The following is a 20,132-nucleotide window of genomic DNA, read 5'->3' on the forward strand; positions in this document are numbered from 1 at the left end:
CCTCAGTGGCCGGACGAGCCGGGGGCGTTCCCCATCGTGGCGCTTCTTTCTTTTCATGCAAAAAAAGCCCCCACGCCGCGCGGCTAACGCCGCTTGCTGCCCCCGAGGGGGCTTTTTTGCCTTGGGGCTGCCCGGCGGCAAAAAAGCCTCAGGCCGCTTACGCGGCCCGAGGCTTTGTCGTGGCGCCTCCGCGCGCCGGCCCCCGAGGGGCCCAGCACGCGGAGGCCGGCGTCCGGCTACTTCTTGGCCGCCTTGTCGCCCTTGTACTTATCGAAGTCGCCCGCGTACACGGTGGTGAAGGCGGCCTGGTCGAAATACTTGCGCATGACGCCGTTCACCTGCTCCAGCGTCAGGCCGCCGATCTTGCGGTCCAGGTCGGCGACCCAGGTGAAGTCGCGGCCGCGGCGCAGGTAGCGGATCCAGGTGTCCGCCACCACGTCGTCCTGCGAATAAGCGAGGCGGAAGTAGTTGTGCAGCGCATTGACGCCGTCCTTCAGTTCCTCGGCGGTGTAGCCTTCCTTGAGCACCCGGGTGGTCTCGTCGTACAGCGCCTGTTGCAGGCGGTCGCGATTCTGCGGCGCATAGATGGCATGCATGGACCAGCTTCCTTCCGGTTCGAAGGAGGAGAGCTCCAGGCGGCTGCCGACGTCATAGGACAGGCCGTCCTTCTCTCGGACGCGGTCCCACAGGCGCGAGGACCCGGACGAGCCCAGCAGGAAGTCCGCAACCAGGAGGGCAGGGTAGTCCGGCGACGTGTCCTGCACGTTCAGCGGCAGGTAGGCGGCGAAGTAGGCGTTGGCCTTGTCCGGCGTCTCCAGGGTGTAGTCCTTGGCCGGCACGGCGTGGAAGGGCGTGGGAATGCGCGTATAGGGCGCGCCGCGCTGCCAGCCCGCCAGGCCTTTCTTCAACGCCGCCTGCACGGCGTCGGCGTCGAAGTCGCCCACCGCGGAGAAGGCGATGGTGCCAGCCCCGTAGAACTTCTTGTGGAAGCGCACCAGCATGTCGCGCGTCAGGCCGTTCACGGAGGCCAGCGACTCCTCGAAGGTCGGCACGTAGCGGATGTCGTCCTTGGGCCAGGGGTTGTCGTGGCGCGCCAGCGTGCGCAGGGCCAGGGCCGGCGGCTCGGTCATGGCGTTGTGGATGGCGGTGGCGACCTGGGTCTTGTATTCGTCGACCTGGTCCTTGGGGAAGTTGGCGCCGCGGACGACTTCCAGCGCCAAGGCGATCGCCGCCGGCAGGTTGTCGCGCGTGGTGGAGATCACGACCGACAGATTGGTGCCCGAGCCGCTGAAATGGACGTCGGCCTTGAGCTGGTCGAAGCGGTCTTCGATGGCCTGGCGGCTGAGCTTGTCGGTGCCGTGGGCGAGCAGGTCGGCGACCGCGTCGGCCACCGTGCGCTGGCCGCGCAGGCTTTGCACGTTGCCGAACTGCAGCAGCAGCTTGGCATGCACGCGGTGGCCGCGCGTCGGCTTGGACAGCAGCGCCAGGTCGACCTTGCCGTTGGGCAGGTCCAGGGTGCGGCGCAGCGTCTGCTTGTTGATGCTGGCGGGCGAGGCGTCGAAGGCGGCCGCCTGGGCATAGGCCGGGTCGCCCTTGTAGTCCTTGAGGACGCCGCTCAGGTCGACCCGCGTGTTGGCCGGCGCCCGTTCGGGCGCCGCGGTGGGAATGTAGCGGCCTTCGACGCGGTTGCTGCGCAGGAAGTATTGCTCGGCCACGCGCTGCACGTCGGCCAGCTTGGCGGCGCGCACGCGGTCGCGTTCCAGGAAGAACAGGCGCCAGTCGCCGGCCGCGATGGCCTCGGACAGGGCGATGCCGATGCGCTCGGGGTCGGCGTAGGTGCGGTCCCAATCGATCAGCCAGCGGCTGCGGGCGCGGTCCAGTTCCTCCTGCGTGAAGGGCTTCTTGCCGATCGATTCGAGGGTGTCCGTGAGCGCCTTGAGGGCGGCGTCCTGGTTCATCTTCGGATCGAGCTGGGCGCCGAACATGGCGATGCCGGGATCCAGTTGGTCCATCGTGAAGCCGAAGGTGTTGGCGGCCAGCTTGCGCGCGACCAGGTCGTGGTAAAGGCGGCCCGAGGGTTCGGAGGACAGGATGGTGGTGGCCAGGTCAACCGGCGCGAAATCCGGGCTGCCGGCCGCGGGGATGTGATACAGGGCGGCCACCAGGGGCGTGCCGCCGACGCGGCGCAGCGTGACCGAGCGTTCGCCGTCCTGCACCGGCTCCACGGTGTACTCGCGGCGCAGCTTGCGGGTGGGCTTGGGCAGCTTGCCCAGCGTATCGCCGATGGCCTGCAAGGTGCTGTCGGGATCGAACTTGCCGGTCACGATCAGCACGGCGTTATCGGGCTGGTAGTACTGGTGGTAGAAGGCGCGCAACTGGTCGATGTCGACGTTCTCCACGTCCGAGCGGGCGCCGATGGTCACCTTGCCGTAGCTGTGCCACTGGTAGGCCACGCCCTGCATCTTCTGCATCAGGATATTGAAGGGCGAGTTCTCGCCCCGTTCCATCTCGTTGCGCACCACCGGCATTTCGGTGTCCAGGTCGGCGCGGGCGATCAGCGAGTTCACCATGGCGTCGGCCTGCCATCCCAGGTACCACTTCAGCGTGTCGGGGTTGGCGGCGAAGCTGGCGAAGAAATTGGTGCGGTCCGTCGAGGTGCTGCCGTTGGCCTGCAGGCCGCGGCGGTTGAATTCGCCCAGGGCATTGCGGGTGGTGGGCGTGCCCTTGAACAGCATGTGTTCGAGCAGGTGCGCCATCCCGGTCTCGCCGTAGTTCTCCATGCGCGAGCCCACCAGATAGGTCATGTTGACGGTGGTGGTGGGCTTGGAGTCGTCCGGCGCCAGCAATACGCGCAGGCCGTTGTCCAGGCGGAATTCGGAGATTCCCTCGACCGAGACGGTTTCGGTCATGCCGGCCGGCACGGTCGCCGCGCCGGCCTGGAAGGCGACGAAGGATAAAAAGAGCAGGGCTTTCAGTTGACGCGATAGCGAGGGCAGAGAGAGACGCATGAATCTTGTAATCCCGCTGAATGGACGAAGTGCTTGGAGTGTATACGGGGGGTGAAGTTCTGGCCCCCGATCCTGTAACAGATCTTTCCGATGAGAAAACGGATTTTTTACCGGTGCGGCTGCGCGGATGGCGTACGTCGCACCGCTATCTCCCTGATTCCCCGGTAAAAGCGGCGCCGGAACGGCCGGCGGCCGGCGCCGCCAGGGCCGGTTTCCGGCACCCGGCGCCCCTGGCCTTGGGCCGCCGCCAGGAGTAATCTGGCAGTGACAGAGGCCGCGCAGCGCCGCGCGGCTCCGCCCTTCGCCGGCTCAGCGCGGGGGGCGACGCAGCAGCCCATCGCATCGATACCGCCATCCCCCCGGCTCCAATAATCCTGGGTCGGTGTTCGCGTCATCCGCGGCCGCGGCCGCGACCCCGGGTCGGGAGGTTAGAAGTGCCGCATGGGGCCGGCGCGCCGGCCCCGCTTCATGGAGGAATGCATCATGCTGACCGATCTCGTCTCGCGTGCCTTGTCGCATCTGGCGGGCAGCGAGCTGCCCAGCGAACGGCTCAAGGGAACCTTCCGGTACGCCTATGCCAGCGATGACGGCAAGTACGTCGCCATCCTGACGCACGACCACACGACGTATGTGGTCGACCTCGCCGCCTGTCGCTATTGCGCGGAAGGCGGCGGCGCGCCTTGCGGCTTTTCCGGCCACGTCCTGGAAATGGAAGGGCAGGGCAAGGGCATGCGGTCGCGGCCGGCTTATGCCCCTGTATTCGACCTGGACATGGACGCTGACGAGATCGATTGGCGACAATGTCCGGAATCATTCGGACGATTTCGTTCCGGCCGGGTATATTCCTAGGTCGGGCCATGGCGGGTGTGCCGTCCGTGGCTGAAATGAATGAACGCCTCCGTGGGAATTCGAGAAGTGCTGAAGAAGACGCCGGCGCCGCGCGCCATGACGGGAAAGATCCTCTCCATCTTGCTGGGCTGTGGGCTCGGGCTTAACGCGCTCGCCGCCGACGCGCCCGCGCCCGCCACGGCCCAGCCGGCGCAAGCGCAGCCCGCGCCGGCGCCGCAGGACAACGCGCCGGCCGCCAAGGAAGCCCCGAAGGAGCCCGCCAAGGAAGCACCCAAGCCGGCGGCCAAGGAGGCGCCGAAGGAGCCTGCCAAGGAAGCGCCGAAGCCGGCAGCCAAGGAGGCGCCCAAGCCCGCGGCGGCCAAGGAACCCGCCAAGCCGGCGGCGGCCAAGGAAGCGCCTAAGGAGCCCGCCAAGGAAGCGCCGAAGGAAGCCGCCAAGGAAGCGCCGAAGGAAGCCGCCAAGGCCGAGGACAAGGCGGCCCCCGCCGCCGCGCCGGCCGCCGATGCCGCCAAGGACGTCCAGCGCGGCCCCGTGGTGGTCGAGGTCCATCCGCCGGCCAAGGGCGCGCGCCAGCCGCAGTTCTCGCTGGGCGGCGACGCCGCCCGCCTGGACGGCCAGCAGCTCGGCCAGGCCCTGGGAACGGTGGCCAAGGACAAGGCGCGCGGCCCGATGACGCCCGTCGCGGTCCTGGTGGACGCCGACATGACGCTGGCCGACCTCAACAGCATCGCCACGCTGGCGGCCCAGGCCGGCATGAAGCAGGTGCGTTTCTTCATCTCGGACAGCGATCGCACCATGGTGACCGAAGTGGTGCCGCAGGCCGGCCACGCCTTTCCGCGCAACCGGCTCGAATCCGAAGTCATGGCGGCCCCCAAGGAACCGGATTGAACTTGGGATGATCGCGGTCGATTGCACTTACGAGCGCCACGCCGGCGCCATCCTGGCGATTTTCAATCACGCCATCCTCACTTCCACCGCGCTATACGACTACCAGGCCCGCACCGACGCATCGATGCAGGCCTGGTTCGAAGCCAAGCGCAAGGGCAACTATCCGGTCGTCGGTTTCGAGGACGAGGACGGCGTGCTGATGGGCTTCGCCAGCTATGGGCCGTTCCGGCCTTTCCCGGCCTTCAAGTACACCGTGGAGCATTCGGTCTACGTCGACCAGCGTTTCCGCGGCCGCGGCCTGGGCGAGGCGCTGCTGCGCGCCATCGTCGAGCGGGCCCGCGAGCAGGAGTACCACGTCCTGGTGGGCGCCATCGACGCCTCCAACGCGGTCAGTTGCGCCCTGCACGAAAAACTCGGCTTCAGCCGCGCCGGCGTCATCGAGCAGGCGGGCTTCAAGTTCGGCCGCTGGCTGGACCTGGTCCTCTATCGGCGCCAGTTGGAAACGCCCGGCCAGCCTGTCGACGGCTGAAACGGTCTCGCGACGGCCGGCCGGTCCGCCATCCCGTGGCCTGGAGATGGATCCGGGGCATCCCGGGGCGCGGACCGCCGCGCCTGGGTTCTATTTGGAGAGCGCCCGCATGGCCTGCTCCAGGCCGGCCACGGTCACCGGGTACATGCGGTCGTGCATGATGTCGCGCAGCAGCGCGATGGACTGCCGGTAGGTCCAGGACGCGGTCGGCTCCGGGTTGAGCCAGGCGGCCTTGGGCCACGTCTCCAGCAGGCGCTGCATCCATACCGCTCCGGCTTCCTTGTTCGCGTATTCCACCGAACCGCCGGGCTGCAGGATCTCGTAGGGGCTCATGGTGGCGTCGCCGACGATGATCAGGCGCCAATCCGCGTTGTACTTGCGCAGGATGTCCCAGGTATCGAAGCGTTCGTTGCTGCGCCGGCGCGCGCTTTGCCACAGGCTGTCGTAGGGGCAGTTGTGGAAATAGTAGACCTCGAGGTTGCGGAATTCGCTGCGCGCCGCGGAGAACAGTTCCTCGACCCGCGCGATGTGGTCGTCCATGCTGCCGCCGACGTCCAGCAGCATCAGCACCTTGACCGTATTGTGGCGTTCGGGCACCAGGCGCAGGTCCAGGTGCCCGGCGTTGCGCGCCGTGCTGGCGATGGTGTCGTCCAGGTCCAGTTCGAGATCCGCGCCCTCGCGGGCGAAGCGGCGCAGCCGCCGCAGGGCCACCTTGAAGTTGCGCGTGCCCAGCTCCAGCCGGTCGTCGTAGTCGCGGAACTGGCGCATGTCCCAGACCTTCACCGCGCTGCGGTTGCCGGCCGAGTCGCCGCCGACGCGGATGCCCTCGGGGTGGTAGCCGCCGTTGCCGAACGGCGACGTGCCGCCCGTGCCTATCCAGCGGCTGCCGCCGGCGTGCCGCTCCTTCTGTTCCTCCAGCCGTTCGCGGAACATCTCCATCAGCTTGTCCCAGCCGTGCTTCTCGATGGCGGCCTTTTCCTCGGGCGTCAGGGTGCGCTCGAACTGCTTGATCAGCCAGTCCAGGGGAATTTCCTTGCCGGCCGGCAGGGCGGCTTCGATCCCTCGGTAATACGCGCCGAAGGCCTGGTCGTAGCGGTCGTAGAGCGTTTCGTCCTTGACCAGGGCGGTGCGCGCGAGGAAATAGAAGTCGTCCAGCGTGGGCGACATCAGGTCGTGGCGCATGGCGTTGAGCAGCGTCAGGTATTCCTGCACCGACACGGGCAGCTTGTGGGCCCGAAGATGGTAGAAGAAGTCGATCAGCATGGCGCGGCCGCCCGCTCAGCGCCGCGTGCCGGTGCGCGTCATCGCGGCCAGGCGCTCCAGCAGGTGCATGTCCTGTTCGTTCTTCAACAAGGCGCCGGCCATGATGGGCACCGCGGTGGCCGCATGGGCCTCGATCTCGCCCGCCGGCACGTCCTCGGCCAGCAGCAGGCGCAGCCAGTCGAGCAATTCGGAGGTCGAGGGCTTCTTCTTCAGGCCGGGCGCCTCGCGCAGCGCGAAGAAGGCGTCCAGCGCGGCGCGCAGCACGTCCTGCTTGAGGTTGGGATAGTGCACCGCCACGATGTCGCGCATGGTGTCGCGGTCCGGGAAGCGGATGTAGTGGAAGAAGCAGCGGCGCAGGAAGGCGTCGGGCAGGTCTTTCTCGTTGTTCGACGTGATGATGACCAGCGGCCGGTGGCGCGCGCGTATGGTCTGGCGGGTCTCGTAGACATGGAATTCCATGCGGTCGAGCTCGCGCAGCAGGTCGTTGGGGAATTCGATGTCGGCCTTGTCGATTTCGTCGATCAGCAGCACGACCGGCTGGTCGGCCTCGAAGGCCTGCCACAGCACGCCTTCGACGATGTAGTTGCGGATGTCCCGCACCTTTTCGTCGCCCAGTTGCGAATCGCGCAGGCGCGAGACGGCGTCGTACTCGTACAGGCCCTGGTGCGCCTTGGTGGTCGACTTGATGTGCCATTGCAGCAAGGGGCGGCCCAGCGCGGCCGCGACTTCCTCGGCCAGCATGGTCTTGCCGGTGCCGGGTTCGCCCTTGATCAGGAGTGGGCGCTGCAGCGTCAACGCGGCGTTGACGGCAAGCTTGAGATCGTCGGTGGCGACGTAGCGGTCGGTGCCGTCGAAACGGGCGGCGGGAGCATCGGGGCGTGCAGCGGACATGAAACGGAAGCCTCCACGGGCAGGGCACGGGACGGCGCCCATGCGTGGTCGATCGGGCAATTATCGTACAATCGCTGGGATTTTGCGTCCGGCTGGAGGGCTGGCGCGAAGTCGCCGCAGATGTACCAGCAGAAGTTCCAGCAACCAGAACAGCCGAGACAAGAGCCCCCATGAAGTTGCGAACGAATGTATTGCGTACGGTAGCAGTGATGGCCATGGCGGCATCCTGTGCGATCCCGGGCCTGGCCCACGCGGCCGATGCCGCGCCCGCCCCTGCCGCGGGCCCCGCCGCGGGCAACGTGCAGGCGGCGCGTGACAAGATTTCCATGTGCATCGGCTGTCACGGCATCCCGGGATATAAAGCCAGTTTCCCCGAGCTTTACCATGTGCCCATGATCGCCGGGCAGAATGCCAAGTACATCGAGGCCGCCCTGAACGAATACAAGAGCGGTGCGCGCAGTCATCCCACCATGGATGCCGTGGCGGCCAGCCTGTCCGACCAGGACATCGCCGATCTGGCCGCGTATTACGCCAATCTCAAGTAAACGGGGGCATCCATGAAACGCTATTTCCTCGCTTGCGCGGGTGCCGCGCTGCTCGTCTCGTCCGGTGCCGCGGGCGCCGCCGACCTGGAGGCCGGCAAGGCCGTCTTCCAGAAATTCAATTGCGCGTCCTGCCATGGCGCGGACGCGAAGACCGCGGTCGATCCGGCTTATCCGGTGCTGGCGGGCCAGCATGCCGATTACCTGGCGCATGCGCTCAAGGCCTACCAGCGCGGCCAGTCCGGCGCCGCCGCGTCCGCCAATATCCGCAAGAATCCGGTGATGGGCGCCTTCGCGGTGCAGTTGTCGCCGGAGGATATCGACAACGTCACGGCCTGGCTGGCCAGCCTGCCCAGCGACCTGGGCGTGCGGAAGTAAATCCCGCCGGGATCTACCGCTCCGCCCGCTGGCGGATGAGGTCGATATAGGTATCGCTGTCCAGCGGCTTGCCCAGCCGCTGCGCTTCCCACACCACCTGGCCCAGGCATTCCATGATTTCATGCGCGGCGTGATGCGCGTCGCTGCGCGCCGTCAGGCGCTGGTAGGCGGCGCGGATGCCGGGCGGGTGGTCGATCGACAATTGCTCGGCGATCGCCAGGTGCATGGACAGGTGCAGGAAAGGATTCGTGCGGCCGTTCTCGACCGCGTATTCCTTGGTCAGGGCCGCCGGGTCTTCCATGTCGCCGTGATATTCGGGATGCTCGATCAGCCAGTCCAGGGCCATGGACTCCAGGGGCGTAAGGACTTCCGAGGCCCGGTGCTTGCGCCAGGTTTCGATGAAGAATTCGCGGACTTGATCGCGGGAAGGATTGAACATGCGGCGGATGGGGAAACGGGCCCGGGCCGGAGGCCTGACGGGCGCTGGGGGTTGTGCGTCGCGTCGCGCGATGCGGCCATGCCGGCCGCCGCGTGGGACTGCCGCGCCGACCGTTGTGCGGTGCGTCATGGCATTTTACTCCCGCCGCATGGGGACATCGGTCCGGATGCGTGGCATGCCGATATAGAATGGGTCTTGCCTCGACCGTAACCGCAGAGAGCCGTTGTCATGAGCTACCAACATATCGTTGTCCCTTCCGTGGGCCAGAAGATCACCGCGAACGCCGACCAGACCCTCAACGTGCCGGACCAGCCCATCGTTCCCTTCATCGAGGGCGACGGCGCCGGCGTGGACATCACGCCGGTCATGATCAAGGTGGTCGACGCGGCGGTCAGCAAGGCATACGGCGGCAAGCGGCGCATCCACTGGATGGAGATCTACGCGGGCGAGAAGGCGCGCAAGCTGTACGGCGACGACACCTGGCTGCCGCAGGAGACGCTCGACGCCATCCGGGAATACCTGGTCGCCATCAAGGGGCCGCTGACCACGCCCATCGGCGGCGGCTATCGCTCGCTGAACGTCACCTTGCGGCAGGAGCTGGACCTCTACGTCTGTCTGCGCCCGGTGCGCTATTTCAAGGGCGTGCCTTCGCCCCTGCGCGAACCGGAAAAAACCGACATGGTCGTGTTCCGCGAGAACTCGGAAGACATCTACGCCGGCATCGAGTATCCGGCCGAGTCCAGCCAGGCGCGCGCGCTGATCGACTTCCTGCGCAACGAGCTGGGCGCGACCTCGATCCGCTTCCCCGAGACCTCGGCCATCGGCATCAAGCCGGTGTCGCGCGAGGGCACCGAACGGCTGGTGCGCAAGGCGGTGCAATACGCCATCGACCACGATCGCGCGTCGGTGACCCTGGTGCACAAGGGCAACATCATGAAGTTCACGGAAGGCGGTTTCCGCGACTGGGGCTACGACCTGGTGCGCCGGGAATTCGGCGCCGAGCAGATCGATGGCGGCCCGTGGTGCAAGATCCGCAATCCGCGCGGCGGCCGCGACATCGTCGTCAAGGACGCCATCGCCGACGCCTTCATGCAGACCATCCTGCTGCGTCCGGGCGAATGCGACGTGATCGCCTCGACCAACCTCAACGGCGACTATCTGTCGGACGCCCTGGCCGCGCAGGTGGGCGGCGTGGGCATCGCCCCGGGCGCCAATATGTCGGAGTCGGTGGCCGTGTTCGAAGCCACCCACGGCACCGCGCCCAAGTACGCGGGCAAGGACTACGTGAATCCGGGCTCGGAAATCCTGTCGGCCGAGATGATGCTGCGCCACATGGGCTGGACCGAGGCCGCCGACCTGATCATCGCCAGCATGGAAAAGGCCATCCTGTCCAAGCAGGTGACCTACGATTTCGCCCGCCTCCTGCCCGGCGCCGCGCAGGTGTCCTGCTCCGGCTTCGGGCAGGTGATGATAGGCATGATGTAGGCCGCGCCTAGGACGGCGCGATCGCCAGCGGCCTGCCGTCCATGACCGGCGGCATGGCCTGCCGGATGATCTCCAGAAAGCGCCGCAGGCGCGCCGGGTAGTAGCGCGCGTAGGGATGCATCAGGTAGATGGGCAGGGGCGGGGCCTGCCAGTCCGGGATCAACTGGCGAAGCCGGCCGGCCTGGATGTCTTCCGTGGCCATCCAGGCCGACTCGACGGCGGCGCCCATGCCGAGCAGCGTGGCGTGGTGCAGGGCATAGAGATTGTCGGTCAGCATCCGCGGCCGGATCGGCAGGCGGTGCTCGGTCTGGTCGGCGACGTGCCGCAGCATGATTTCGTCGCGGTAGAAGGTCCGCAACGCCAGCCAGGGCAGGCCCGCCAGGTCCGCGGGATGCCGCGCCTCGGCCACGGCCGCGGCCAGTTCCGGCGTGGCCACCACGATGCGCGGCACTTCGGAAACCCGCGTCGCCACCAGGTCGACGTCGTCCAGTTCGCCCACGTGCAGGGCGCAGTCCATGCCTTCCGCGATGAAGTCCGGCCGCCGGTCCTGGAGCAGCCATTCCACCGACACCTTGGGATAGCGGGCCAGGTAATCGGCCAGCAAGGGCATCAGGTGGCGCTGGCCGAAGGCGTGCGGCACCAGCACGCGCAGCCGGCCCTCCGGCTCGTCGGCCACGCCGCGCAGGTCCGCTTCCATGGCGCCCCAGTTGTCCAGCAGGTCGCGGGCGCGCGCGTAACAGCGTTCGCCGTCCTCGGTCAGCTTCATGACGTGGGTCGTGCGCTGCAACAGCTTCAGGCCGAGAAAGCGTTCCAGCGCCTGCAAACGCCGGCTGACGGTCGGCTGGGTCGTTCCCAGCCGTTCGGCCGCGGCGGACAGGCTGCCGGTATCCACGATGCGGACGAAGGTCTGCATCAGCTCGATGCGGTCGACGCCAGGGGGCGTTTGGGTCTTTGTCATGCGCGTAGCGTATAAGGGATCTGCGATGGGCGCTACTACCGCACCGCGTCATTCGTGCGGAGAATGCGAAGCATCGAATCTTCCCCCGAATTCCGACCATGTCTTCCCTATCCGCATCGCGGCAACCCCCTATGTCCACCGTGCCCGGCGGCGAACAGGCCGCCCAACCAGCGGCCACCCACCCAGCCGCCCACCCCGCCGCCGGCAAGGCGGCCGCCAGTACGCCGCCGCAGAGCCTGTCCGGCGGGCTGATCCTGCTGCTGGCCGTCGGCACCGGCGTCAGCGTGGCGTCGCTCTATTACAGCCAACCCATGCTGGGCGTGCTCAGCGGCGCGATCCACGCCGGCGAGCGCGAAGTGGGCCTGGTTCCCACGCTGACCCAATTGGGCTACGCGCTGGGCCTGTTGCTGCTGGCCCCGCTGGGCGACCGCTTCGACCGCCGCAACATCATCCTGCTCAAGGGCGCGATTCTCGCCCTGGCGCTGCTGGCGGCGGGCCTGGCGCCCTCGCTCGGTTTCCTGCTGGCGGCCAGCCTGGCCGTGGGATTGACGGCGACCATGGCGCAGGACCTCGTGCCCGCCGCCGCCACGCTGGCGCCCGCCGCGCATCGGGGCAGGGCGGTGGGCATCGTCATGACCGGCCTGCTGCTGGGCATCCTCCTGTCCCGCGTCGTCAGCGGCTTCGTGGCCGAACAGTTCGGCTGGCGCGCGATGTATTTAGCAGCCGCCGTGGGCATGGCCTCGATCGGCGTGGCGCTGTGGCGCGGCTTGCCGCGCTTCGCGCCGACCACTTCGCTGTCCTATGGCGCGCTGATGGGTTCGCTGTTCGCCCTGTGGCGCCGGCATCCGGCCCTGCGCCGCGCCGCAGTGGCGCAAGGGCTGCTGGCCCTGGGCTTCAGCGCCTTCTGGTCGACGCTGGCGGTGATGCTGCATGAAGCGCCTTTCCACCTGGGCAGCGCGGCGGCGGGTTCTTTCGGCCTGGCGGGCGCGGCGGGCGCCCTGGCGGCGCCGTTGGCCGGCCGCGTCTCGGATCGCAGCGGGCCGGAACGCGTCACGCGGCTGGCCGCGGGCCTGGCGGCGTTGTCCTTCCTGTCCATGGCCTTCGCACCCCTGCTGCCGGGCACGCACGGCAAGATCATGTTGATCGTGGCCAGCGCCATCGGTTTCGACTTCGGCATCCAGGCCGCCCTGGTGGCGCACCAGACCATCGTCTACGGCATCGATCCGGGCGCCCGCAGCCGCTTGAACGCGCTGTTGTTCACCAGCGTGTTCGTGGGCATGTCGCTGGGCGCGGCGCTCGGCAGCCTGGCGCTGGCGCAATGGGGCTGGATGGGCGTGGTGGGCCTGACCACGCTGGCGGCGGCGGGCGCGCTGCTGGTCCGGCTGACGGCGCGGCGCCCCTGAGCGGCATTTCCGCGCAAGCGCAGACAGCCGAACGGCGACCCGCGGGTCGCCGTTTGCACGCCTGGCGCCGGGTTGCGGCGCGGATCTCGGCGTGGGATCGCTTTTTCGCGTTCAGGCGGTTTCGTCCGCAGGTCGATTCAGCAATTGCTTCACGTAGGCCAGCGCTTCCACTTTCCGCGCCGGCGGCAGGCGGTGATAAGTCAACAACAACTCGGCCAGGTCATCGTCCCGCGTGTAGAACCAGGGGGCGGGGATATCCAGCGCCAGCGCCAGCCTTTCGATGAGGAAAAAGCCCGGCGTGTGCTTGCCGCGCTCGTATTGATTCATGCGGGAGCTGGCGGACATTTCATCCAGTCCGGCCAATACGCCCAGCCGCTCCTGGGAAATCCCGGCGCGCAATCGCGCTTCCTTGAGCCTTGTCGTCAGCATATTGGCGCCCCAGAGAGGGATACAAAGCAGAGGATGGTCGTAGATTTCTCACTACCGCTTCCTAAGATTTTCGTAGTGCCAGACGCGTCAATCTTTGAAAGAATGTTTCCTAGCGCGACATTGTCGACAAATTCAGCTAAGGTATGCGGTTAGCGTGGCAAATTTGGTTTGTCCACGTCGCGGCACTTGTCTGTTTGGTGAATCCTTGCGGGTTTTGGGGGCTTAATTCGCCATATAGCTACCGATTTGGCGCTTTTTTGACCGATCTCGCCAGTTACGGAATCCTACAATCGAATGTCCTCGCAGTATGGGGCAATTTGGTCGCGAAGATACGCAAATGCCGGCAATTTGCGAACAGGGGGTATGCAGGAGGTGTCGCAACAAGCTGACATGGTCTGTACACCTGTCTCCATATGTGAACGTAAGCGGGCCTGCCGGGCCCGGAGTTGAGTGGTGCACGTGATCCCTTCTACTACCCGTGAACTGCAGGCCACGCTACAGCAGCTAGATGCCGATCTGCGCAAGCTGACCTCGACAGTCCATGCCTTGTTGAATTGTTTGCCTGGCGCGCCCATGGACGACGTCGCCATGCCGGCGAACGTCCCGCGCTACGCGCCCGCGCGCGCCCTGGCCGGCATCGAGGACGACGCGGCGGTCGCGGCCGTGCCGGCGGCGCCCCCGGAGCCGCCGGTCACCGGACAGTGGCGCCTGCGCGACGGCGGCTGGACGCTGGTGTCGCCCCGCGGCCAGCGGCTGGTGCTGACCACCCTGGAGCGCAAGTTCATGCTGTCGCTGTTCGGCGCGGCCAGCCGCAGCCTGGCGCGGGCGGAGCTCAGCGCCCTGGCGCCGTCGACCGGCGAAAGCGGCGAGCATCCGGCGTCCTCGCCGCGCGGCGTGGACGTGATGGTGAGCCGGCTGCGCCGCAAGGCGCAGGCCATGGGCATGCCCCTGCCGCTGCGTTCCGTGCGCCGCTGGGGCTATATGTTCACCGAGGCCGCGCTGGTCGATTGATGCCGGACGTCGGCGGGCGCCGCCGACAGTTTTTCCAGCAGCCGCCGCAACCGGCCCGCCAGGTCGCCGCTGGCGGGCATCATGGGTAGACGCAGTTCATCCTGGATCAGGCCGGCCAGGGCCAGCGCCTTTTTCACCGGCGCGGGATTCGGCTCCGAGAACAGCAGGCGAACCAGGGGCTTGAGCTGCTTGTCCAGCGCCTGCGCCTCGGCCGCGCGGCCCGCGCGCGCCAATCGCATCATGGCGACGAACAGGTCCGGCCGCACATGCGCCGACGCCGCGATGGCGCTCTGTCCGCCCGCCAGGAAGAAATCGCACAAGGCCGTATCCTCGCCGCATACCGCGGGCACTTGGCCGCGCCGCAGGATGGCCATCAGGCGCGTCGGGTCGCATTCCTTCACGCCCACGATGCGCTGCGTGGCGGCCAGTTCCTCGATGCTCGCCACCGTCAGCGCCGAGCCCGTGCGCCTGGGCACGTTGTAAAGCATGATCGGGCGGTCGGTGGCCCAGGCCAACTGGCGGTAGTGCCATTGCATGCCGGCCTGGGTCGGACACAGGTAATAAGGCGGCGGCACCAGGTAGGCCACGGGATCGAGGCGGTTCAGGCGCCGCATGGCGGCGGCCACGCCGCCGGTGTCGACGCCACCCAGGCCCAGCATGATGGGCAGCTCCCCGGCCTCGGCGTCGGCGCGTAGGGCCGCCGCCATATCGCACCGTTCGGCCAGGCTGAGCAGGTTGCCTTCGGCGGTGGAGCCGAACAGCACCAGCCCGGCGATGCCGGCGCGCCGGTAGTGGCGCGCCAGGCGCACGGCGGCCTCCTCGTCCACGCGGCCCTCGCGCAGCGGCGTCACCATGGGCAGCCACAGGCCGTCCAGGGCCGTCACGGCGGCGTCCATCAGTGCAACACCGGCAGGCCGCCGGCGCTCAGGCCGCCGAATTCCGCTTGCGGGACGCCCGCCATGATGGCGTCCATCAGCGCCGCCACCTCGCCGCGGGCGACCTGCAGCCGCAGCGTGGTCAGCGCATGCTGGGTATCCACGGCCAGCGTATAGGCGTCGATGTGGTCGCCCAACGCGCGATGCAGCGCGCGGCGCACGGCCTGCGTGTCGAGGTTGGGAACGCGCACGGTCAGGCAGACGCGGGGGCCGCGGTCGCGCGACAGGACCTGGGCGGGATGACGGGACGCGATGAACTCGGAGATCAGGGGCATGTCAGGGGAAGGCGCCGCGCCCGGCGGGCGGGGGAGGCCAGTGGTTGATGACGAGTCCACTGTAGGACGGCGCGGATAAACGCCTGGAAAAAAGCGGGCGCCGCGCCGTAAAAATGGCATCAACGTTTTTTGCCTGCCCCTACCGGTACTCGAGCGTCTTTCCCGACGGCGATCAGAACGTCTTCGTCAGCGACGCCAGCACCGTGCCGCGTCCCATGTCGCGGCCCTGGCTGTTGGTGTAGACGGCACGGTCGGCATTGGTGTCGATGTAGGCCACCGCGACGCTCAGGCCCTGGCCCAGGTCCTTGGTCAGGCCCAGCTTCCAATCGTAGTAGGAGCCGTTGTCGACGTTGCGCAGGTACTGGTAGCCCACGTGCGTATTGACCGTGAGGCCCCAGACGCCGGTGTCGAAATTGCCGTTGACCTCGACGTACTGGCTGCCCTTGGAGCGGGCGAAGCCGAACAGGTTGGACAGCGCATAGGAGTATTTCAATGTCACCGGGCCATAGCCCACGCTGCCATAGACCTCGGTGGTGTCCGGGTTGGTGTAGCCCGAGGGGTAGTCCCCCGGGTAGTAGTACTTGAGCGCGCCGAAATCGAAAGGCACGTCGGCGGCGAAGTTGCCGCGATAGCCGCCGTAGAAATCCATCTCCACGGGCGCGGACACATCGTGGTTGCTGTCCGACAGCCAACTGATGTTGGAATTCCAGTTGCCGAGATAGAAGCCGCTGCGATGGACGAAATCGAAGCCGCCCTGGATGGCGGGCTTGTTGTCGGTCTGCATGATGCCGCGATAGCGGTACTGCGAAGCCAGCGTCACGTTGGCGCTGAGCGTGTAGGCGGGCGTTGCGGCGGCGGCCGTGGCGTTTGCGCCGTTTGCGTCGGTCGCCGGCGCGTTGTCGGCGCGGCTGGCGGCGGCGGGGCAGGCGCATGCCGCCGCGGCCGCCAGGGCCATGGACAGGGCGCGCATGCTGGCGCGCGGGGCCGGCGCCCCCTGCGGGCGGCGCAATGCCTGGGCCGGCAGCCCGCCTGCGCGGCGGACGGCTTGCGTGAGCGTGAACTGCATGGTGTTTCTCTCCTGTGTGGCGCCTCGGACGAGGCTGCGCAACGATAGGAAGAAACGCCTAAAGGCCGGCTCAAAAGACGGGCCGCGCGTATCAATAAACCCTAAAAATGGCGACGGCCGCCGTGCGGTATTGCCGCCGCTTGCGCGCGAGGCCTTGCGGGACGTTCATCGAATGCGCGGCCACGCCATGCCGCCGCGCGGCTCACCCGGCGAAGCGATAACCCACGCCGATTTCCGTCAGGAGATACACGGGCTGGGCGGGATCGGCTTCCAGCTTCTGCCGCAGGTGCCCCATGTAGATGCGCAGGTAATGGCTGCTTTCCACATGGGATGGCCCCCAGACTTCGCGCAGCAGTTCCCGGTGCGTCATGACCTTGCCGCGATGCGCCAGCAAGGCGGCGAGCAGGCGGTATTCCATCGCGGTCAGGTGCACGTGGGCGCCGTCGCGCGTGACCGTGCGCCGCGCGAAGTCCACCGTCACGCCGCCGAAGCTGATTTCCGCGGGGTTGCCGGCGCCGCCGCGGCCGTGGCGGCGCAACAGCACGCGCAGGCGCGCCAGCAGTTCGCCGACGCCGAAGGGCTTGGCCAGGTAATCGTCCGCGCCGGCGTCCAGCGCGGCGATCTTGTCGGCCTCGGCGACGCGGGCCGACAGTACCAGCACCGGCACTTCGGTCCAACCGCGCAATTCGGTGATCAGGTCCATGCCGTCGCCGTCGGGCAGGCCCAGGTCCAGCACCACGGCGTCGGGCTGGCGCGTGCCGGCCTCGATCAGGCCGCGCTTGACGGTCTCCGCCTCGAAGACCTGGCAGCCTTCGCTTTCCAGCGCGTCGCGCACGAAGCGGCGGATGTGGGGATCGTCTTCGATGAGCAGGACGGTGGGTTGGAAGTCGAACATGGCGGCGATGAAGGGTCAGGCGGCGTCCGCGGGCATTTCCGGCGCCAGGCCGGGCGCGGGGCGCAGGGGCAGGGTGAGGATAAAGCGCGCGCCGGCCAGGGGCGGCACGCCTCGTTCGACGTGGATGCGGCCATCGTGCGCGTTCATGATGGCCTGGCAGACCGCCAGCCCCAGGCCCACGCCCGGGGTGGCCGACTCGCGTTCGCCGCGGACGAATTTCCGGAAGATGGCCTCTTCGCTGCCGGGCGCCACGCCGGGCCCGTCGTCCGCCACGGCGATGCGCATCTCCTGGCCGTCGGCCTCGGCTTCGATGCGCACATGGCTGCCGGGCGGCGTGTACTTGGCCGCGTTTTCCAGCAGGTTGCACAGGACGCGCTGGATCAGCACGCCGTCGCACTCCACCAGCGGCAGGTTCGACAGCGGCGCCACGGAGACGCGATGCGCGCGCAGGGGTTCGCGCGTCGCGGCCAGCGCCGCCCCGACCAGTTCTTCCACCGATTGCCATTCCTTGCGCAGCGCGACCTCGCGGTTCTGCAGGCGCGCCATGTCCAGCAGGTTCACCACCAGCGCGTGCATGCGGCAGGCCTGCTGGCGCATGGCGGCGGCGATGTCGCGCTGGGCCGGCGGCAGCGGCGGCGTGGCGGCCAGCAGGTTGTCGCTCATGCCCACCAGGCTGGTCAAGGGCGTGCGCAGGTCGTGCGACACGGCCGCCAGCAGCGAGTTGCGCAATTGTTCCGACGTCATGTCGACCAGGGCCTTCTGCGCCACCTCCACGTAGTGCAGGCGCTCGATGGCGATGGCGATGACGGTGGCGTAGGTTTCCAGTTGGCGGCGCGCCTCGGTGGCCGCGAAGGCCGCGCCGCCCGGGGGCTGGATCGCCAGCACGCCGCGCGTGCGCATGGGCGCCTTCAGCGGCAGGTAGAACAAGGGGCTGGCGGACAGCGTGGCCGTGCCCGCGCCGGCGGGCTGGGCATGGTCGAACACCCACTGGCCCAGCGCCGGTTCGAGGGTCAGCGGCGTATCGGTGTTGGCCAGCCGCAGCCGGTCGTGTTCGTCCAGCACCAGCAAGGCGCAGGGCGTGCCGAAGGCGGCATCGATGAAGGAAACGGCGGAGGCGACGATCTGCTCGGGCAACAGGGCCGAGGACAATTCACGGGCGAATTCATACAGGCCGTGGGCCACGCTTTCGCGGCGCGCCGACAGGCGGGCCTGCAGGCGCAGGCCCGCGGTCAACTGGCCGACCAGCAGGCCCGCCGCCAGCAGCACCAGGAAGGTCAGCAGGTATTGCACGTCCGACACCGCGAACGAGGCGACGGGCTGCACGAAGAAGAAATCGAAAGCCAGCACGCTGATGACCGAGGCCAGCGCCGCCGGGCCGCGGCCGTGGCGCAACGCCACCGCCATGACCGCCAGCAGGTAGAACATGACGATATTGGTCTGGTGCAGCGCCGGAAAGACGGCCAGCGAGACCAGCGTGGCGGCGGCGCAGTAGGACAGCGACCAGATATACGGCATGAGCGGGCCGGGACGCCCCGAGCGCGAATCCTCCGCCGGGGAGGCGGCCGCGTAGCGGCGGGAGGGCTCGCCATCCAGGGGCGCGCCACCCGGGGCATCGCTTCCCGGCCGGGGCAGCGGCTCGTGCACCGGCGCCGCCAGGCGGATCACGTCCAGTTCCGGGCAGCCCGCGGCCAGGCGGTCGGCGAAGCGTTCGCGGCGCCAGAGGCCGGCGCTGGACAGCGCGGCGGTGAGCCAGCCCGCCAGCCCGGCCGCCAGGCCGCGGCGCGGTTCGGCCCGTCCCACCACCGCCTTGGTGATGTTATGGCGCCGCACGTAGGCGCCGATCGCTTCCACCATATCGGTGCCGCCCAGCGTCTCGACGTGGGCCTCCAGGCTTTGCGCCAGCGCCAGCGCGGATTGCAGCGCTTTCTCGCGCTGCGCCGGCAGCGGCGCGGCGCGCGGCGTCTCCACGGTGACGACGTGCAGGTCGCAGTCCAGTTGCTGCGCCAGCCGGTGCGCGCCGCGCACCACGTGCTCGGCGCCCTCGCCGGCGGCCAGGCAGGCCACCACCGCCTCGCGCGTGCGCCAGACCGTGCCGATGGCGCTTTCGCGCCGGTAGGCCTGCACGTCGTCGTCCACGCGGTCGGCGGTGCGGCGCAGCGCCAGCTCGCGCAGGGCGATCAGGTTGCCCTTGCGGAAGAAGTTGCGGGCCGCGTGGCGCGCCTGCTCGGGCAGGTAGACCTTGCCTTCGCGCAGGCGGCGCAGCAGCTCGTCGGGGGGCAGGTCGACCAGCACCACTTCGTCGGCGGCGTCGAACACCGCGTCCGGCACGGTTTCCCAGACGCGCACGCCGGTGATGCTGCCGACGGCTTCGTTCAGGCTCTCCAGGTGCTGGGCGTTGAGCGTGGTCCAGACGTCGATGCCGGCCGCCAGCAATTCCTCCACGTCCTGCCAGCGCTTGGCGTGGCGCGAGCCGGGGGCGTTGCTGTGCGCCAGTTCGTCCACCAGGACCAGCGCCGGCCGGCGGCGCAGGGCGCCGTCGAGGTCGAATTCGCGCAGGGCGTGGCCGCGGTGCGCCAGTTCGGCGCGCGGCAGCACCTCCAGGTCCCGCAGCAGGGCGGCGGTGTCGTCGCGGCCGTGGGTTTCGACCACGCCGGCGAGCACGTCCGCGCCTTGCGCATGCAGGGCGCGGGCGGCGCTCAACATGGCGTAGGTCTTGCCGACGCCGGCCGACGCGCCGAAATAGACCCGCAGCCGGCCGCGCACGGCGCGCTTTTCGGCGGCGTCGATATCGCGCAGCAGGGCGTCCGGGTCGGGGCGGGCGCGAGGGGAGGCGGACATGGGCGGTGGCTATCCTGGTGTCGTGTCCGGCCGCCGGCGGTGCCCGCCCG

19 protein-coding genes are annotated in these 20,132 nt (G+C 68.4%); 8 read left to right on the plus strand and 11 right to left on the minus strand.

Annotated features, from left to right (window positions below; all coding sequences use genetic code 11):
• Window positions 1-236: 236 nt before the first annotated feature.
• Window positions 237-3,008 (minus strand): M16 family metallopeptidase, encoded by a 2,772-nt coding sequence (locus CAL29_RS06275; RefSeq protein WP_094852067.1) that lies wholly within the window; start codon window positions 3,006-3,008, stop codon window positions 237-239.
• Window positions 3,009-3,491: 483 nt separating this feature from the next.
• On the opposite strand from CAL29_RS06275, the gene CAL29_RS06280 reads away from it, so the two are divergent.
• Genes CAL29_RS06280 through CAL29_RS06290 form a run of 3 tightly spaced genes read left to right on the plus strand, consistent with a single transcriptional unit; the run spans window position 3,492 to window position 5,274 of the window.
• A complete protein-coding gene (locus CAL29_RS06280) occupies window positions 3,492-3,857 on the plus strand; it encodes a hypothetical protein (RefSeq protein WP_094852748.1) in 366 nt (121 codons plus the stop codon).
• A gap of 39 nt (window positions 3,858-3,896) precedes the next feature.
• A complete protein-coding gene (locus CAL29_RS06285) occupies window positions 3,897-4,745 on the plus strand; it encodes a hypothetical protein (protein ID WP_143277619.1) in 849 nt (282 codons plus the stop codon).
• A 7-nt stretch (window positions 4,746-4,752) separates the two neighbouring features.
• Window positions 4,753-5,274 (plus strand): GNAT family N-acetyltransferase, encoded by a 522-nt coding sequence (locus tag CAL29_RS06290; RefSeq protein ID WP_094852069.1) that lies wholly within the window; start codon window positions 4,753-4,755, stop codon window positions 5,272-5,274.
• A 90-nt stretch (window positions 5,275-5,364) separates the two neighbouring features.
• On the opposite strand, the gene CAL29_RS06295 is transcribed toward CAL29_RS06290, so the two are convergent.
• Window positions 5,365-6,537, minus strand: coding sequence for a vWA domain-containing protein (locus CAL29_RS06295; protein ID WP_094852070.1), 1,173 nt, complete (start codon window positions 6,535-6,537; stop codon window positions 5,365-5,367).
• 15 nt (window positions 6,538-6,552) lie between these two features.
• Window positions 6,553-7,428, minus strand: coding sequence for an AAA family ATPase (locus tag CAL29_RS06300; RefSeq protein WP_094852071.1), 876 nt, complete (start codon window positions 7,426-7,428; stop codon window positions 6,553-6,555).
• Between the two features lie 170 nt (window positions 7,429-7,598).
• On the opposite strand from CAL29_RS06300, the gene CAL29_RS06305 reads away from it, so the two are divergent.
• Both CAL29_RS06305 and CAL29_RS06310 read left to right on the plus strand, forming a co-directional pair.
• Window positions 7,599-7,973 (plus strand): c-type cytochrome, encoded by a 375-nt coding sequence (locus CAL29_RS06305; protein WP_094852072.1) that lies wholly within the window; start codon window positions 7,599-7,601, stop codon window positions 7,971-7,973.
• A gap of 12 nt (window positions 7,974-7,985) precedes the next feature.
• Entirely contained in the window at window positions 7,986-8,348 is a 363-nt protein-coding gene (locus CAL29_RS06310) for a c-type cytochrome (protein WP_094852073.1), read from the plus strand.
• Window positions 8,349-8,361: 13 nt separating this feature from the next.
• On the opposite strand, the gene CAL29_RS06315 is transcribed toward CAL29_RS06310, so the two are convergent.
• Window positions 8,362-8,787 carry a DUF1841 family protein gene (locus CAL29_RS06315; protein ID WP_094852074.1) on the minus strand — a complete coding sequence of 142 codons (426 nt, stop codon included), beginning with the start codon at window positions 8,785-8,787 and terminating at the stop codon, window positions 8,362-8,364.
• A 228-nt stretch (window positions 8,788-9,015) separates the two neighbouring features.
• On the opposite strand from CAL29_RS06315, the gene icd reads away from it, so the two are divergent.
• The gene (gene icd, locus CAL29_RS06320) at window positions 9,016-10,272 is read left to right on the plus strand and encodes an NADP-dependent isocitrate dehydrogenase (RefSeq protein ID WP_094852075.1); all 1,257 of its coding nucleotides are present in this window, start codon (window positions 9,016-9,018) and stop codon (window positions 10,270-10,272) included.
• 7 nt (window positions 10,273-10,279) lie between these two features.
• Here icd and CAL29_RS06325 read toward each other — a convergent pair whose 3' ends face one another.
• The gene (locus CAL29_RS06325; RefSeq protein WP_094852076.1) at window positions 10,280-11,230 is read right to left on the minus strand and encodes a LysR family transcriptional regulator; all 951 of its coding nucleotides are present in this window, start codon (window positions 11,228-11,230) and stop codon (window positions 10,280-10,282) included.
• A 131-nt stretch (window positions 11,231-11,361) separates the two neighbouring features.
• Between CAL29_RS06325 and CAL29_RS06330 the strand changes: the two genes are divergently transcribed.
• Window positions 11,362-12,633, plus strand: coding sequence for an MFS transporter (locus CAL29_RS06330; protein WP_256977222.1), 1,272 nt, complete (start codon window positions 11,362-11,364; stop codon window positions 12,631-12,633).
• Window positions 12,634-12,744: 111 nt separating this feature from the next.
• On the opposite strand, the gene CAL29_RS06335 is transcribed toward CAL29_RS06330, so the two are convergent.
• On the minus strand, window positions 12,745-13,062 hold the full coding sequence (locus CAL29_RS06335; protein WP_094852078.1) for a helix-turn-helix domain-containing protein: 318 nt from the start codon (window positions 13,060-13,062) through the stop codon (window positions 12,745-12,747).
• A 459-nt stretch (window positions 13,063-13,521) separates the two neighbouring features.
• Between CAL29_RS06335 and CAL29_RS06340 the strand changes: the two genes are divergently transcribed.
• Window positions 13,522-14,073: a helix-turn-helix domain-containing protein gene (locus CAL29_RS06340; protein WP_143277620.1), complete on the plus strand. Its 552-nt coding sequence runs from the start codon at window positions 13,522-13,524 to the stop codon at window positions 14,071-14,073.
• Here the strand turns inward: CAL29_RS06340 and CAL29_RS06345 are convergent.
• The 5 genes from CAL29_RS06345 to CAL29_RS06365 form a co-directional block, all read right to left on the minus strand.
• Entirely contained in the window at window positions 14,040-14,969 is a 930-nt protein-coding gene (locus CAL29_RS06345; RefSeq protein WP_094852080.1) for a 4-hydroxy-tetrahydrodipicolinate synthase family protein, read from the minus strand. The two genes, CAL29_RS06340 and CAL29_RS06345, sit on opposite strands and share 34 nt — an antisense overlap.
• Entirely contained in the window at window positions 14,969-15,283 is a 315-nt protein-coding gene (locus CAL29_RS06350; protein ID WP_256977223.1) for a hypothetical protein, read from the minus strand. The genes CAL29_RS06345 and CAL29_RS06350 overlap by 1 nt, the downstream gene beginning before the upstream one ends.
• A gap of 172 nt (window positions 15,284-15,455) precedes the next feature.
• Window positions 15,456-16,238 (minus strand): TorF family putative porin, encoded by a 783-nt coding sequence (locus CAL29_RS06355; protein WP_094852750.1) that lies wholly within the window; start codon window positions 16,236-16,238, stop codon window positions 15,456-15,458.
• 313 nt (window positions 16,239-16,551) lie between these two features.
• Window positions 16,552-17,244 (minus strand): two-component system response regulator KdpE, encoded by a 693-nt coding sequence (gene kdpE, locus CAL29_RS06360; protein WP_094852081.1) that lies wholly within the window; start codon window positions 17,242-17,244, stop codon window positions 16,552-16,554.
• 15 nt (window positions 17,245-17,259) lie between these two features.
• Entirely contained in the window at window positions 17,260-20,082 is a 2,823-nt protein-coding gene (locus CAL29_RS06365; protein ID WP_094852082.1) for a DUF4118 domain-containing protein, read from the minus strand.
• Window positions 20,083-20,132: the final 50 nt, after the last annotated feature.

Origin of the sequence: Bordetella genomosp. 10, assembly GCF_002261225.1 — a bacterium.
In the GTDB taxonomy this organism is placed as follows: domain Bacteria; phylum Pseudomonadota; class Gammaproteobacteria; order Burkholderiales; family Burkholderiaceae_B; genus Bordetella_C.